This is a genomic window from Novosphingobium sp. LASN5T (genome assembly GCF_003856955.1).
Lineage (GTDB): Bacteria > Pseudomonadota > Alphaproteobacteria > Sphingomonadales > Sphingomonadaceae > Novosphingobium.
Genome location: NZ_RQSI01000004.1, coordinates 88,985 through 103,968 on the forward strand (window position 1 = coordinate 88,985; position 14,984 = coordinate 103,968).

The window sequence follows — 14,984 nt, forward strand, 5'->3', positions numbered from 1 at the left end:
GTTACGCGCCGGACCGTTCGTCGGCATCGGGCCAGCGCGTCAGCCGGGGCGTGCTCCGCCGCACGAACAACAGCGGCAGCTTGACCAGCATCAGCGACTTGTGGATCGCATAGTCCGTCCAGCGCTCGCGCCAGCGCGTGGCCGTGCCGCCATGGCGCGCCAGCCAGTCGCGATAGGGTATCCAGTGGTCCGGTTCGTCCTTTTCGACCACGCGAAAGATCCGCGTCATTGCGCGGTCGGAAAGGACCTGGCGGTTGCGCAGCAGCACCTCCACCTGGCGCATCCCGCGCTGTTCGGTCAGCATGATCACCCGGCAGAGCTGCGCGAAGGCGCGCCGGTCGGCCGCAATCATGGCGGTGTCGAGCGCGTCGATCGGGCAGCCGAACACGCGTTCGATGAACCGGTCGATGTGGCCGCACGACCGACCGACCGCCAGCGGCATGCGGCCCTGCAAATCGAACCAGCGCCGGAACATGATGTAGTGTTTGCGTTCGTCCGCGCGGTGTTTCTCTATCGCGTCAATGAATCCCGGATCGTCCGGGCATTGCACGCGCACCGCTTCCAGCACCCGGTCGAGCGCGGTGTAGCCGCGATGTTCGTTGTAGAGGTAGATCGAGGCCAGCACGTCGAGGAAGCGCGCACGAAAAGCGTGGGTGATGGCGTGGGTGATGGCGGGGATCATGCAGACCAATGTCGCACGGAGCAGCCGGTTCCACCAGTTGCCGATAGGACAGATTGTCCCAGGGGCTTACGTCGCTCTTGAAGGGCTCTATATGCGATGTGGCCGAAGCATGGTCCAACCGTGCCGACCGCGCGACGCGGATGTCGCGCCGAACAAGATAAACAATAAGATAAACGAGGCAGGAAGCACGGACGATGGCCGAAAACGACAAGTTTCGCTGGATTCTCAAATCCGGCTGGGAAGGGCGTTGCCCCCGCTGCGGCAAGGGGCACATGTTCAAGGGCTGGCTGAAGCTGGCGGACCGCTGCGAAAGCTGCGGGCTGGATTACAGCTTCGCCAACACGGACGATGGTCCGGCCTTCTTCGCGTTGTGCATCACCGCGTTTCCGTTGACGTTCCTGGTCGTGTGGGTGCAGGTCGCCTACGATCCGCCGTGGTGGGTCCACGTGCTGACCTCGGTGCCGGTCCTCGCCATCGGCTGCCTCGCCACGTTGCGCCCGTTCAAGGGCTGGCTGGCCGCCTCCCAATACGTGAACAAGGCGGTGGAAGCGGGCACCGAGGGCCTGTGGGCAAAGCTCAACGCGCGCGAGCGCGAGGAACGCGGCGAATAGACCTCAGGCCTTGCGGTAGTCGGCGATGATCTCGCCGGCGGCAGCGAGCTCCGCTTCATGGCCCGCCTCGCGCCAGGTTTCGGCCAGCGCCTGCTGTTCCCAGTCCCGCATGGCGGGATGCGCCAGCACCTGATCGACCCAGGCCTGCCCTCGGCCGACGTCAAGGCCATAGGTCCGCACGCGGAAGGCGACCGGCGCGAAGAAGGCGTCCGCCGCACTGAAAGCCTCGCCCACCAGCCACGGGCCGCCGAAGCGGTCGAGCCCCTGCGTGAAGATCTCGGCCACCCGCGCCACGTCGCGCAGCAGCGCCGCCGACATCGGGCGCGGCTTTACCCGCACGCCCACGTTCATCGTGCAATCGTTGCGCAGCGCGCTGAAGCCGCCGTGCATTTCCGCGACGATGCACTGGGCAAAGGCGCGCGCCACCTCATCCGCCGGCCACACGCCGGGGTGGCGGTCCGCCAGGTACAGCGCGATGCCCAGCGAATCCCACACCGTGCGTTCGCCGTCGATCAATACCGGCACCTGGCCCGTCGGCGAAAAGGCCCGGAACTCGTCGTAATTGCTGGGTTTGGTGAAGGGCTCGAACCGTTCCGCGAAGGGAATGCCGAGCGCCTTCATCAATAGCCAGGGCCGCAGCGACCAGCTGGAATAGTTCCGGTTGGCGGTTATCAGCGTGTAGGACATGCGAACCTCAGGCGGGCTTGGCCAGTTCCGCCTCGATCACCGCTGTCAGGGCCGGATCGTCGGGCGTCACCGCCGGGGCAAAGCGGGCAACCACGCTCCCGTCGCGCGCGATCACGAACTTCTCGAAGTTCCACAGCACTTCCGGGTCCTCGGTCGGCGTCATGCCATAGCCCTTCAGCCGTTCGCGGAATTCGGCGGCCGGGCCGGTCTTGGCGGGCTGCGCCTGCGTCAGCGCGGCATAGAGCGGCTGCTTGCCCGGTCCCGTCACGTCCGCCTTGGCAAAAAGCGGGAAGGTCACGCCATAGTTCAGCGAACAGAACGCGGCGATTTCCTCGTGCGTGCCGGGCTCCTGCGCGCCGAAATCGTTGGCCGGAAATCCCAGCACCTCGAAACCCGCATCCCGGCGGGACTCGTAGAGCGCCTCCAGCGCCTCGTACTGCGGGGTCAGCCCGCACTTCGACGCGACGTTCACCACCAGCAGGACGTTGCCGGCATGGTTGGCCAGGGTATCGGGCTGGCCGTCGATGCGGGTCAGCGGGATCGCGGCGAGTTCGGCGCTCATGGTATTCGTCCCCTAGTCGATATAGTGCGCCGTCGTCTTGGCACGAACGTCGTCCGCCGTCACGCCGGGCGCAAGCTCGATCAGGCGGAACGGCGACGCGTGGTCCGGGCGCTGGAACACGGCCAGGTCGGTCACGACCATGTCCACCACGTTGCGGCCGGTCAGCGGCAGCGTGCAGGCCGGGATGAACTTGGGGCTGCCGTCCTTGGCGCAATGTTCCATGACGACGATGATCTTCTTCACGCCGGCGACGAGATCCATCGCGCCGCCCATGCCCTTGATCATCTTGCCGGGCACCATCCAGTTGGCGATATCGCCGTTTTCGGCCACTTCCATCGCGCCCAGCACGGTCAGGTCGATATGCCCGCCCCGGATCATGGCGAAGCTTTGCGCGCTGTCGAAATAGGCGGACTGCGGCAGTTCGCTGATCGTCTGCTTGCCTGCGTTGATCAGGTCGGCGTCCACTTCGTCCTCATAGGGGAAGGGGCCGATGCCCAGCATCCCGTTCTCGGACTGGAGCGTCACTTCCATGCCGGCCGGAATGTGGTTCGCCACCAGCGTCGGGATGCCGATGCCCAGGTTCACGTAGAACCCGTCCTGCAGTTCCTTGGCCGCGCGGGCGGCCATTTCGTCGCGGGTCCAAGCCATTACGCGGTCTCCCTTGCACGCACGGTGCGGAATTCGATCTTCTTGTCGTAGGGCGCGCCCACGATCATGCGCTGGACGTAAACGCCCGGCAGGTGGATCGCGTCGGGATCGAGGCTGCCGGTGGGCACCACTTCCTCCACTTCCACCACGCAGACCTTGCCGGCGGTGGCGGCGGGCACGTTGAAATTGCGCGCGGTCTTGCGGAACACCACGTTGCCGCTCTCGTCGGCCTTCCACGCCTTCACCAGCGCCAGATCGGCGAAGATGCCCTGTTCGAGGATATATTCCTCGCCGTTGAAGACCTTCACTTCCTTGCCTTCGGCCACCAGCGTGCCGACGCCGGTCTTGGTGTAGAAGCCCGGAATGCCCGCGCCGCCGGCGCGCATCCGCTCGGCCAGCGTGCCCTGCGGGCAGAATTCCACTTCCAGCTCGCCCGAAAGGTACTGGCGCTCGAATTCCTTGTTCTCGCCGACGTAGGACGAGATCATCTTCTTCACCTGCCGCGTGCGCAGCAGCTTGCCGATGCCTTCGTTGTCGATGCCGGCGTTGTTGCTGGCGAAGGTCAGGTCCTTCACGCCCGAATCGCGCACCGCGTCGAGCAGGCGTTCGGGCACGCCGCACAGGCCGAAGCCACCGCAGGTGATGAGCAGGCCGTCGCGCAACAGGCCGTCGAGCGCCGCTGCCGCATCGGGATAGAGCTTCTTGGACATCCGGGTCTCTCCCTTTTCCGCGCGCGATCCTAACGGCAAAGATCAATTGTAAATAGCGATACTTTTTTATGCTTTATGATAAACAATGGCTATGAAACGCATCGCCATCTACCATCTGGAAACCCTGTTGTGGATCGCGCGGCTGGGCACGTTCCGCGCGGCGGCGGAGCGGCTCAACACCACGCAGCCGGCGATCAGCGCGCGGGTGCGCGAGCTGGAGGATCAGCTCGGCATCGCAATCTTCCAGCGCGAAGGCCGGCGCATGGTGCTGACCGCGCGCGGGCGCGAACTGGTGCGCGATTGCGAGCCGCTGTGGGCGGGCTTCGAACGCGCGTTGCTCAAGGCCAGCGACTTTGCCGGGGCCAGCGGCGTGGTGCGGATCGGCGCGGGGGAGATCGCGGCGGCCAGCTGTCTGCCCGGCTTCGTTCAGCAGATCGAGCGCGACCTGCCCGGCGTGACGCTGGAGATCGAGATCGACCTGACCGCGCGGATGCTGCAGCAGGTGCTGGCCGGCACCACCGACATTGCCTTCCTGGCCGGGCCGGTGGAAAATCCCGGCATCCGGACCTGCGGGATCGGGTCGGTCGGGCTGGTCTGGCTGGCGAGTCCGGGGACGGTCGCCCAGGGCGGGTTTGCGCGGCCGCTGCCGGTATGGTCGGTCCCCGCGCATTCGCCGCTCCACGCGGTGGCCATGGCCACGCTGGCGGAACAGCGCGTGCAGACTTCTTCGATCAACACCTGCAACAACGTGCGGATGCTGATGGAGATCGTGGCGGGCGGAGGCGGCGCGGCGGTGCTGCCGGAAACGATGGTGCGCGCCGAAATAGCGGCGGGAACGCTGGTGGAAGTGCTGCCGCGCCCGCGCCGGACGATCCGCTTCGAGGCGGCGATCCGCGCGACCGAACAGGACCCGGTGATCCTGGAACTCTATCGCCGCGCGGGCGCCCTGAGGATCGAAGGCTGAGCCTTATCAGCCCAGGTCCAGCCCCAGCGCGGCGGAGAGGTCGGCCAGCGCCTGCGTCTCGCCCGTCACCTTGATCGCGTGCATTCCCAGCGCGGCGGCGGGCTTGCAGTTTATGCCCAGGTCATCGAGGTAGATGCAGTCCGCCGGTTCCAGGCCCAGCTTCTCGCACATCATCCGGTATATGCGCGGATCGGGCTTGCGCACGCCGGCCTTGCTGCTTTCGATCACATGTTCGAACCGGGCGAAGATCCGTTCCAGCTCGTCGTTGCCGTCGGCGCTGCGCGCCATGCCGGCGCCGTGGCCGGCCGGCACGTTGTTGGTGATGCAGGCCAGGCGATAGCCGGCCGCCTTGATGCGATCGAGCGCGGCGACCATTGCCGGGCGGACCGCGCCCGCCAGCACCGCCAGCACCGCGCTGCCTTCCAGATCATGCCCCAGCGCACGCGCTTCGGCGGCAAACAGCGCGTCAAAGCGGGCCGCATCGATCTCCGAGCGCTCGAACAGCGCCCAGGCGTTGCTGTCGGGATTGGTCGCGTTGATTTTGCGGACCAGGTTCGCCGGCAACCCGCGTTCGGTCTCCAGCCTGTTGAACGCCTCGAAAGGGGAGGACGTGATGACGCCGCCAAAATCGAAGATAACCGCGCGAAACGCCATGCCTGCTCCCTCATGTACCCTGTCCCGGGCCCCTGTTCCGGGCCCCTGCTCGGGGTTTGCGGCGGGACCATGGACGCGCACGCGCCGCACGGCAAGCGGCGCCGCATCGATCCGATTTGACTTGGATCATGGCGCGGGCGGGCCGATGCTGCGAGTCACAAGGCAACACTGAAGGAGGATCCCTATGCGCTCCATTCTTTGCCCCGTCGATTCGTCGTCCACGCTGGACGACCGGGTCGAAACAGCGCTGGCCCTTGCCCGTGTGGTGAACGGGCACGTCACGTTCCAGATCGCCACGCCGTTTGCCCAGATGGCCGTGTGGGAACCGTTCGGCGGTGCGACCCTTTCCGCCGCCGCCATCGCCGAGGTGCGGGAGGCGGATGAAAGGCGCGCGGCCGATCTCGAGGCGCGCCTCGCGCCGCAGGACGTGCCTTTCGACGTGGAAATCGTCGACAATGGCCGCGTGGAAGGCGTCGCCGCGGCATCGCGCTTTACCGATGTCATAGTGGCCAGTCTGGACGAGCCGGCGCTTGAAGAAATCGCCGTCGGCGTGCGCAGCCCGGTTCTGGCCCTGCCCAAGGGCGTGCCGATGCTCGTGTTCGATGGTCCGGCTGTCGTGGCATGGGATGGCGGCCATGAGGCGGCGAACGCGCTGCGTGCGTCGTTGCCGCTGCTGCGGCTGGCCAGCCAGGTCCACATCGTTACCGTGCGGGAGAAATCGGAGGATTTCCCCGCCGCCGATGCGGCGCGCTACCTTTCGCGGCATGGCGTGACCGCCGAGGTTCACGCGGTGGAGCCCAAGGGGACGATCGCGGCCACGATCGAGGAGACGGCGCGCAATCTGGGCGCCGGACTCATCGTGATGGGGGTGTTCGGGCACAGCCGGTTGCGCGAACTGTTGCTGGGCGGGGTTTCGCGCGCCCTGCTCGACCGGTCGCTGATTCCATTGCTTCTGGCGCATTGATCGCCGGCCGACTGGCGCGCCCGAGGCATTGCGGCTAGGTTTCCGGCCTTTCTGCAAGTGGTCGGGAAACCATGATCGTGTCCGTGCGGCGCATCTTCAGGGCATTGGTGCTGACGGGGCTGGCCGGCGCGCTGGTTACAGGGTGCCGGAATGCCGCGCCAGAGCCCGAAGACGATACCGGCCAGGGCGGTGCAACCGATGCGGCCATCGCCATCGTGGCATCGCCCTCTGTCGCGGTCGAGTCACCCCGTTCCGGTCCGGGCCATGCCGGGACTGTTGCGGCCGATACGCTGGCCTTGCCCGCCCGGCTGCGCGCCACCGGCACCGAACCGTTCTGGGGGGCGGACATCGACGGCACGGTCCTGACGTATTCCACGCCGGATTTCCCGGCCGGCGCGAAAATCACCGTAGCCCGGCGCGCCGGGCCTGATTTCGTCGAATTTGCCGGCACGCTCGACGGCAAGCCGCTGACCCTGCGCATCGCCGCCGGGCCATGCAGCGATGGCATGTCCGATCGCGTGTACCCTTATGCGGTGACGCGCGAGATCGGGCCGGACATCGAGCGGGGTTGCGCGCGCGGGCGCTGACCGGTTGCGGTTGCATTGCAGCATCGTGGCGGGCGGTGGTCTTTTTGCTCCCGAAATGACACGCGTTTGCTACGCATAGTTACGGAGAGCGCTCAGGAAAGCTTATGGAAAACAGTTATATTGCAATTTTTGCAATTGCAGTTGACTGTTTCGCACTTGCACAATTTTGTCTGCTAGGCATACGAAAACTGCCTTTCAGGCATCCTCTCCCAAAACTTTTCAGCCCGGTCGGTAACGGTCGGGCTTTTTCTTGTCCTCGTGACACGCCCGGCGGTGGCGCTTTGGGCGTGCGCTGGCTTTCGGTTGCTTTTCCTGCAACCGTTTCTTCCGTTCGACGTTTGAAAAAGCATCGCCCGGTTCCTAGCTCTGGATCAGGCAATGTTTCGGACGGAAAGGGGCCATGGCGGATATAGCGACACGCGAGGACACTAGGGTCGTGCGGCTTCAGGTCGCCGGAGCCCGGCAGGAGGAAAGCGGCCACGGCATCGCGCGGATCAGCCGCGCGGTCATGGGCCAGCTCGGCGTGACCGAAGGCGACGTCATCGAGATCACCGGCAAGCGCAGCACGGCCGCGCGGGCAATACTGCCGTACCCCGAAGACGAGGGGCTGGAAGTGATCCGGCTTGACGGGTTGCAGCGTGCCAATGCCGATGTCGGTTCGGGCGAACACGTCGAAGTGCGCAAGATCGAAACGCGTCCGGCGCAGCGCGTGGTCTTTGCCCCGGCGCAGCGCGATCTGCGGCTGCAGGGGCCGGCCATCGCGCTCAAGCGCAATTTCGCCGGTCGGCCGCTGGTGACCGGGGATCTCGTCGCCACGGCGGGGCAGCAGCAGGTCAACCGGGGCGACATGCCGCCGCAGCTGCGCCAGATGCTCAACGCGCCGGCCTTCGCGCTCACGCAGATCCGCCTCACCGTGGTGTCGACCGTGCCCAAGGGCGTGGTCCACATCGACGAGAACACCGAAGTCGAACTGCGCGCCGAATACGAGGAACCGCGCAGCAGCCGCGCCGACGTGAACTACGATGACGTGGGCGGCATGGGCGATACCATCCGCCAGCTGCGCGAGATGGTGGAACTGCCGCTGCGCTATCCCGAACTGTTCACGCGGCTGGGCGTCGATCCGCCGAAGGGCGTGCTGCTGCATGGCCCGCCGGGCACCGGCAAGACCCGGCTTGCCCGCGCCGTCGCCAACGAAAGCGACGCCAGCTTCTTCACCATCAACGGCCCGGAAATCATGGGCTCGGCCTATGGCGAGAGCGAGAAGCACCTGCGCGAGGTGTTCGAGGAGGCGACCCAGAACGCGCCCTCGATCATCTTCATCGACGAGATCGATTCGATCGCGCCCAAGCGCAGCGAAGTGCATGGCGAGGCGGAGAAGCGGCTGGTCGCGCAGTTGCTGACGCTGATGGACGGGCTGCAGGCGCGGTCCAACCTCGTCGTCATCGCCGCGACCAACCGGCCCGACGCGATCGACGAGGCGCTGCGCCGGCCCGGCCGGTTCGACCGTGAGATCGTGGTCGGCGTGCCCGACGAGAGCGGCCGGCGCGAGATCCTGGGCATCCATACCCGCGGCATGCCGCTGGCGGAGGATGTCGATCTGCGCGAACTGGCGCGGACCACGCACGGCTTTGTCGGCGCCGATCTTGCCGCGCTGGCGCGCGAGGCGGCGATCGAGGCGGTGCGCCGGATCATGCCCCGGCTCGATTTCGACCAGCAGACGATCCCGCCTGAAGTGCTCGACGCGCTGCGCGTGGAGCGCGACGATTTCGTCCAGGCGCTCAAGCGCGTGCAGCCGAGCGCGATGCGCGAGGTCATGGTGCAGGCGCCCACGATCGGCTGGAGCGACATCGGTGGGCTCGACGAGGCGCAGGACAAGCTGCGCGAAGGCGTGGAACTGCCGCTGAAGACGCCCGAAGCGTTCCACCGCCTGGGCATCCGACCGGCTAAGGGCTTCCTGCTCTATGGCCCGCCGGGTACCGGCAAGACGCTGCTGGCCAAGGCGGTGGCCAAGGAGGCGGAGGCGAACTTCATCGCCATCAAATCCTCCGACCTGCTCAGCAAGTGGTACGGCGAAAGCGAACAGCAGATCGCCAAGCTGTTTGCCCGCGCGCGGCAGGTGGCGCCCTGCGTGGTGTTCATCGACGAGATCGACAGCCTGGTTCCCGCGCGCGGCACCGGGGTGGGTGAACCGCAGGTGACGGCGCGCGTGGTCAATACCATCCTGGCGGAGATGGACGGTCTGGAGGAATTGCAGTCGGTGGTGCTGATCGGCGCCACCAACCGGCCCAACCTGGTCGATCCGGCGTTGCTGCGCCCCGGCCGTTTCGACGAGCTGGTCTATGTCGGCACGCCCAGCGCCGAGGGGCGGGCGCGCATCCTGCGCATCCACACCAAGGCGATGCCGCTGGCCGGCGATGTCGATCTCGATCGCATCGCGGCGGAGACCGAGCGCTTCACCGGCGCCGATCTGGAAGACGTGGTGCGCCGCGCCGGCCTGAACGCCATTCGTCGCGCGGGCGGCGGGGTGGAAACGGTCAACGCCGCCGATTTCGCCGATGCGCTCGAACATTCGCGCGCCACGGTGACGCCGGAAATGGAGGAAGACTACGCCCGGATGAAAGGCGAACTGAAGAAGCGCGCGATGGAACCCGGGCCGCTGGGCTTCATCACGCCCGGCATGGTGCAGTCCACGCGCGAGGCCAAGCACCGGTAACCGGAAGGACGGCTTCCCCGGGGTGGGGAAGCCGTTCCTGTCAGCCCACCCTGGGGAAGTCGATCTCGATCACGATGCCGGCCGTCTCGAAGCGGCGTTCGATGGTGCCACCGAGCTGGCGGGCCGAGCTGCGCATCAGCATCGATCCAAAGCCTTCGCGTTCCGGCTTGCCGCCTTCGGGCGGCGGCGGGGCGTTCTCGCTTTCCTCGCGCCAGACCAGCCGCACGCGGCCGTCCACATCCTGCCAGCGAACTTCCAGCAGCCCCCCGGCGCGGGCCCATGCGCCGTACTTGACCGCATTGGTCACCATTTCGTGCAGCACCAGGCCCAGCGGCATGGCGTGTCGCCCGTCGATGGCCAGGGCCGGACCATCGAGCACGCAGCGTTCGCCAGAGGAACGGTAGGGCGCGATCGTCTTGCCGATCAGGTCGGCCAGGTCGACCCGCGAATCGGCCTCCGCGCCGTCGCCACCCTGTGTCACGTCGTGCGCGGTGACGAGGGCATGGATGCGCTTGCTGATCCGGTCCACCGCGGGCGCGGCAGCGGTATCGCCCCGCGCCGACATCTTCACCACCGCCAGAATCACCGCGAACAGGTTCTTGACGCGATGGTTCAGTTCCTTGGCGAGCAGGTCGGCACGGTCACGCGCCTCCGCGATCGCTTCGGCATTGGCGGCGGCGGCCTCGGCGCGGCTCATGCGCACCGTCTGCCACAGACCCAGCGCCAGCGCGCAGACGATCACCGCGAACAGCAGCGACAGCAGCGGCACGATCCGCGCTTCGGTGCGCGCGGCGCGGTGGCTGGCGTCCGCCAGCCTCGCGCGCTCCACCGTCTCCAGGCGTCCGACCGCCTCGCGCAGCCCGTCCATGGCGAGTTGCCCTTCGTCGCTGAGAATGCGGGCATGCGCCGCGGCGATCTCGCCTCTGGCCACCAGCGTCACCGTCGCGCCCATTTCGGCCCACTTCGCGTCGCCCAGCCGCTCGATCTCGTCGACCAGTTCCGTCTGTTGTTGCGTGGCCTCTGCCCCTAGGCTGGACCGCACCCGCGCGATCTCCGTCTCGTAGGCCTTCTGCCCGCGCCAGTAGGGGGCGAGGTAGCGCTTGTCATACGTGATGAAATAGCCGCGCTGGGCCGTTTCTCCGTTGAGCGTGGCACCCACGACGCCATTGAGGGCGACCAGAACGGTCGAAGTGCGCGCGGCCTGGCTGCGCTGGATCCGTTCTGCCTCCACGGTCGCGAAGATCAGGACGAAAGCGCCCAGAAGCGCCAGTGCGACCACGCCGAACAAGGCGAAGACCGACGTGCGCGGCGCATTGCGGCGCCATCTGCCGCCGCCCGGCGGGGAGGTGATGCCGATCGGGGCGGTTTGGGGATTTGGCGCTGAACCCATGGACAGGGCCTAACGGAACGCGGATGGCGCTACAATAGCGGCCATGCGGCTGATGGGGCGGGCCATGGATGGCGCCGTCAGCGGCCATGATGCGCGGGAATGCTTGACGCGCGGGCCATGCTTGCGTATCGGCCGCCCTCTGATTCCGGCCCGTCGCTTGCGGCGGCGGTGTCCTTTTGCAGATTCGAGCGAGAAGAGTTTAGCGATGAAGCGCACTTTCCAGCCCAGCCGCCTCGTGCGTGCCCGCCGTCACGGTTTCCGCGCCCGCACCGCCACTGTCGGTGGTCGCAAGGTGCTGCGCGCGCGCCGCGCCCGCGGCCGCAAGAACCTTTCGGCCTGATCGCCGACCGGACTTGCGCGGACGGCATCCGGGCTGACGTGCCCGGTCCGGCTGTTCCGCGCAAGCAGCCCGCCACGCTGGCGAAGCGTGCGGATTTCCTGGCAGCCAATCGCGGAATCCGGGTCGCAAGGCCCGGATTCGTGCTGTTGGTGAACCCCGTTTCTCACCCCGAAGGGACGATGCGGTTCGGCGTTACGGTCACCAAGAAGATCGGCAACGCGGTGGTCCGCAACCGCATGAAGCGCCGGTTCCGTGAACTGCTGCGCGACGCGCTCCCGGCCATTGGTGTGCCCGGCGCGGACCACGTGCTGATCGGCCGCGAAGGCGGGGTCGAGCGGGATTTCGCGCTGCTTCGGCAGGAACTGGCGCAGGCGCTGGCACGGGCCGCCGCCGGCAAGGGCGATCCGCCACGCCGGCGCTCCCGCGGCGGCAAGGCGGCAGACGGCGCGGCAACGGGCGGCAAGGCAACGGGCGGCAAAGAGCGCCGGCCATGATGAAACGCCTGCTCATCCTGATCGCGCGGGGCTGGCAGCTTGGCCCTTCGCGGGTGCTTCCGCCCTCCTGCCGCTACATGCCGTCCTGCTCGCAATACGCGATCGAGGCGGTCGAGAAGCACGGCGCGATTAGGGGTGGCTGGCTGGCGACGAAGCGGCTATTGCGCTGCCACCCTTGGGGCGGCCACGGCTACGATCCGGTGCCCTGAGACGCGATGTTCCGGCGGTCGCATGGTCCACCGGGCATCTTCCTGCAAGGCAAGCAAAGACAAGAACGCGAGGCAGAGTGGAAAATCAGCGCAATCTGATCTGGGCGGTGGCGCTCACGGCCCTGCTGCTGCTCGGCTGGGATCTCGGCACGCGGTATTTCTTCCCGCAGCCTGCCAAGCCCGTCGCCAGCGCCAGCGCTTCCCCGGCGCCGGCCGGTGCGGATGCGCGGCCCGCCAAGCCCACGCGCGAAGGTGGCCTGCTCAACCCCGCCGATGTCGCGCTGGAAAAGCAGGACCTCAAGCTTGCGCTTGCCTCGCCGCAGCGCGTCGCGATCGAGGCGCCGGGCGTCAAGGGCTCGATCAACCTTGTCGGCGGTGTGCTGGATGACCTCACGCTCAACAAGTATCGCGAGACCATCGCCAAGGACAGCGCCTCTGTCCGCCTGTTCTCGCCCGCCGGCACGCCGGCGCAGCACTTCGCGCAATTCGGCTGGGTCGGGCAGGGCGTGCAGGCCCCTGATGCCAACACGGTCTGGCAGGCAGATGGCCGGAAGCTGACGCAGCAGACCCCGGTCACGCTCAAGTGGACCAACCCGACGGGGCAGACCTTCGCGATCCGTTACGCGATCGACGATGCCTATATGGTCACGGCCACGCAGACGGTGGCCAACGCGGGTGGCGCGCCGGTGGTGGTGCGCCCCTTCGCGCTCGTCAACCGGACCGACCGCACCGCCAGCCTCGATACCTGGAACGTGCATTCCGGGCCGATCGGCGCGTTCGATGGTTCGGTCGATTTCAGCAACAACTACAAGGATGTGATCGGCACGGGCACGGTCACGCCCAAGGGCAAGCCGAACTGGATCGGCTTTACCGACATCTACTGGCTCTCCGCGCTGATTCCCGATGGCGGCACGCAGGCGCAGGGCGATTTCCGCGCGCTGGGCGATGGCCTGTTCCGCGCCGACCTGCTTTATAACCCGGTCACCGTCGCGGCGGGGCAGCAGGCCAGCCAGACCGTACGCCTGTTCGCCGGGGCCAAGGAAAACGCCACGCTCGAACGCTATGAGAAGGCGGGGATCACCAACCTGTCGCTATCGATCGACTGGGGCTGGTTCCGCTGGTTCGAAAAGCCGATCTTCTGGCTGCTCGATGCGCTGTTCCGCACCGTTGGCAACTTTGGCGTGGCGATCATCCTGCTTACGCTGATCGTGCGCGGCATGATGTTCCCGGTGGCGCAGCGCCAGTTCGCCTCGATGGCGGCGATGCGCGCGATCCAGCCGAAGATGAAGGCGATCCAGGAACGCTACAAGGACGACAAGCAGAAGCAGCAGCAGGAAGTGATGGCGCTGTACAAGCAGGAAGGCGTCAACCCGCTTGCCGGCTGCCTGCCGATCTTCCTGCAGATTCCGGTGTTTTTCGCGCTGTACAAGGTGCTGGTGCTGACCATCGAAATGCGCCACCAGCCGTTTGTGCTGTGGATCAAGGACCTGTCCTCGCCCGATCCGCTGCACGTGCTGAACCTGTTCGGCCTGCTGCCGTTCGATCCGCCCAGCTTCCTCGGCATTGGCATCCTCGCGATCCTGCTCGGCATCACCATGTGGCTGCAGTTCAAGCTCCAGCCGGCGGCGATGGACCCGGCGCAGCAGCAGGTCATGGGCATGATGCCGTGGATCATGATGTTCGTGATGGCGCCGTTCGCGGCGGGCCTGCTGATCTACTGGATCACCTCCAACCTGCTCACCATCGGGCAGCAGAAGTACCTCTACAGCCGCCACCCGCAGTTGAAGGCGCAGGCGTCGAAGGACCAGCAGGACATCGACCGCGCCGCCGCGCGCGACAAGAAGCCGAAGGCGCGGTGAGCGAACCCGCGCTCTCGTCTCCCGCGCTCTCGCCCGAGGAGCAGGCAGCCCGCGCGGACCTTCTGGAACGCGCGCGGTTGCTGTTTGCCGGGCGGGTGGACTTCCTGAAGTCCGCCCCGGCGCTCAAGTTCCTGCCCGATCCCGAAGTGCCGGAGATCGCCTTTGCCGGGCGGTCCAACGTCGGCAAGTCCTCGCTGCTCAACGCGCTGACCGGCCGCAAGTCGATCGCGCGCACCTCGGTCACGCCGGGGCGCACGCAGGAACTGAACTTCTTCGAAGTGGGCGAACCCACACGCCTGCGGCTGGTCGACATGCCCGGCTACGGCTTCGCCAAGGCCCCGCCCAAGGTGGTGGAGCAATGGCGGCGGCTGGTGCGCGATTACCTGCGTGGCCGGGTGGTGCTGAAGCGCACGCTGCTGCTGATCGACAGCCGCCACGGCGTGAAGCCGGTCGATGACGAGATGATGCAGATGCTCGACGAGGCGGGCGTTGGCTATCGCGTGGTGCTGACCAAGGCGGACAAGATCAAGGCCACCGACCTGGCGCAAGTGCTGGCCGATACCCAGGCGGCGGCGCGCAAGCGCACGGCCGCCTACCCGCAAGTGCTGGTCACCTCGTCCGAGCTGAAGCTGGGCATCGAGGATCTGCGCGCGGCCGTTCTGGAAGATTCCGAAATCTGAACGCATGTCTGGCGTCCTTCGGGGGACGCATGGCGGCGCCGCGCGGCGGTGATCCCGCGCGCCCGGGTGCGGCAGGTGCAAAATACGCGCAGACGATTTTCCTGCGCTCCGCCGGGTTGACCGCCAATCCCGGCTTCGTCGCAAACCCGTCAAGTTCGGGAAAGGTCGAACATCTTCTTCGACCTAATGCCAATCCCAATCGCCTGCGCCCGCACTACATGGGCCGCCGA

General features: G+C 66.9%; 17 protein-coding genes. 10 read left to right on the top strand and 7 right to left on the bottom strand.

The window, feature by feature from the left end:
- Position 1 precedes the first annotated feature (1 nt).
- Positions 2-682: a ferritin-like domain-containing protein gene (locus EH199_RS04760; protein WP_124808127.1), complete on the bottom strand. Its 681-nt coding sequence runs from the start codon at positions 680-682 to the stop codon at positions 2-4.
- A 194-nt stretch (positions 683-876) separates the two neighbouring features.
- Between EH199_RS04760 and EH199_RS04765 the strand changes: the two genes are divergently transcribed.
- A complete protein-coding gene (locus EH199_RS04765; RefSeq protein WP_124808128.1) occupies positions 877-1,293 on the top strand; it encodes a DUF983 domain-containing protein in 417 nt (138 codons plus the stop codon).
- A gap of 3 nt (positions 1,294-1,296) precedes the next feature.
- On the opposite strand, the gene EH199_RS04770 is transcribed toward EH199_RS04765, so the two are convergent.
- From EH199_RS04770 to EH199_RS04785, 4 genes are read right to left on the bottom strand one after another with little or no spacing between them, the layout of a single operon-like run.
- Positions 1,297-1,980 carry a glutathione S-transferase gene (locus tag EH199_RS04770; protein WP_124808129.1) on the bottom strand — a complete coding sequence of 228 codons (684 nt, stop codon included), beginning with the start codon at positions 1,978-1,980 and terminating at the stop codon, positions 1,297-1,299.
- Positions 1,981-1,987: 7 nt separating this feature from the next.
- Positions 1,988-2,542, bottom strand: a complete 555-nt coding sequence (locus EH199_RS04775) for a glutathione peroxidase (protein WP_124808130.1) — start codon at positions 2,540-2,542, stop codon at positions 1,988-1,990.
- 12 nt (positions 2,543-2,554) lie between these two features.
- On the bottom strand, positions 2,555-3,190 hold the full coding sequence (locus EH199_RS04780) for a CoA transferase subunit B (protein WP_124808131.1): 636 nt from the start codon (positions 3,188-3,190) through the stop codon (positions 2,555-2,557).
- The gene (locus EH199_RS04785; RefSeq protein ID WP_124808132.1) at positions 3,190-3,900 is read right to left on the bottom strand and encodes a CoA transferase subunit A; all 711 of its coding nucleotides are present in this window, start codon (positions 3,898-3,900) and stop codon (positions 3,190-3,192) included. The genes EH199_RS04780 and EH199_RS04785 overlap by 1 nt, the downstream gene beginning before the upstream one ends.
- A 91-nt stretch (positions 3,901-3,991) precedes the next feature.
- On the opposite strand from EH199_RS04785, the gene EH199_RS04790 reads away from it, so the two are divergent.
- Entirely contained in the window at positions 3,992-4,864 is an 873-nt protein-coding gene (locus EH199_RS04790) for a LysR family transcriptional regulator (RefSeq protein WP_124808133.1), read from the top strand.
- A gap of 6 nt (positions 4,865-4,870) precedes the next feature.
- Here EH199_RS04790 and EH199_RS04795 read toward each other — a convergent pair whose 3' ends face one another.
- The gene (locus tag EH199_RS04795) at positions 4,871-5,518 is read right to left on the bottom strand and encodes an HAD-IA family hydrolase (protein ID WP_124808134.1); all 648 of its coding nucleotides are present in this window, start codon (positions 5,516-5,518) and stop codon (positions 4,871-4,873) included.
- 184 nt (positions 5,519-5,702) lie between these two features.
- Between EH199_RS04795 and EH199_RS04800 the strand changes: the two genes are divergently transcribed.
- From EH199_RS04800 to EH199_RS04810, 3 genes are all read left to right on the top strand, one after another.
- Positions 5,703-6,482 (top strand): universal stress protein, encoded by a 780-nt coding sequence (locus EH199_RS04800; RefSeq protein ID WP_124808135.1) that lies wholly within the window; start codon positions 5,703-5,705, stop codon positions 6,480-6,482.
- A 71-nt stretch (positions 6,483-6,553) separates the two neighbouring features.
- Positions 6,554-7,069: a COG3650 family protein gene (locus tag EH199_RS04805; RefSeq protein WP_124808136.1), complete on the top strand. Its 516-nt coding sequence runs from the start codon at positions 6,554-6,556 to the stop codon at positions 7,067-7,069.
- A 400-nt stretch (positions 7,070-7,469) separates the two neighbouring features.
- Positions 7,470-9,782, top strand: coding sequence for a CDC48 family AAA ATPase (locus EH199_RS04810; RefSeq protein ID WP_124808137.1), 2,313 nt, complete (start codon positions 7,470-7,472; stop codon positions 9,780-9,782).
- Between the two features lie 40 nt (positions 9,783-9,822).
- Here EH199_RS04810 and EH199_RS04815 read toward each other — a convergent pair whose 3' ends face one another.
- Positions 9,823-11,172, bottom strand: coding sequence for a sensor histidine kinase (locus EH199_RS04815; RefSeq protein WP_124808138.1), 1,350 nt, complete (start codon positions 11,170-11,172; stop codon positions 9,823-9,825).
- Positions 11,173-11,377: 205 nt separating this feature from the next.
- On the opposite strand from EH199_RS04815, the gene rpmH reads away from it, so the two are divergent.
- From rpmH to yihA, 5 genes are all read left to right on the top strand, one after another.
- Positions 11,378-11,512 (top strand): 50S ribosomal protein L34, encoded by a 135-nt coding sequence (gene rpmH, locus EH199_RS04820; RefSeq protein ID WP_018075531.1) that lies wholly within the window; start codon positions 11,378-11,380, stop codon positions 11,510-11,512.
- A 38-nt stretch (positions 11,513-11,550) separates the two neighbouring features.
- Complete coding sequence (gene rnpA, locus EH199_RS04825) at positions 11,551-12,006, top strand: ribonuclease P protein component (RefSeq protein WP_370449661.1); 456 nt, start codon at positions 11,551-11,553, stop codon at positions 12,004-12,006.
- On the top strand, positions 12,003-12,215 hold the full coding sequence (yidD, locus tag EH199_RS04830) for a membrane protein insertion efficiency factor YidD (protein ID WP_124808139.1): 213 nt from the start codon (positions 12,003-12,005) through the stop codon (positions 12,213-12,215). The genes rnpA and yidD overlap by 4 nt, the downstream gene beginning before the upstream one ends.
- Before the next feature lie 77 nt (positions 12,216-12,292).
- The gene (yidC, locus tag EH199_RS04835) at positions 12,293-14,074 is read left to right on the top strand and encodes a membrane protein insertase YidC (protein ID WP_124808140.1); all 1,782 of its coding nucleotides are present in this window, start codon (positions 12,293-12,295) and stop codon (positions 14,072-14,074) included.
- Positions 14,071-14,754: a ribosome biogenesis GTP-binding protein YihA/YsxC gene (yihA, locus tag EH199_RS04840; RefSeq protein WP_124808141.1), complete on the top strand. Its 684-nt coding sequence runs from the start codon at positions 14,071-14,073 to the stop codon at positions 14,752-14,754. The genes yidC and yihA overlap by 4 nt, the downstream gene beginning before the upstream one ends.
- The last annotated feature ends 230 nt before the right edge of the window (positions 14,755-14,984 follow it).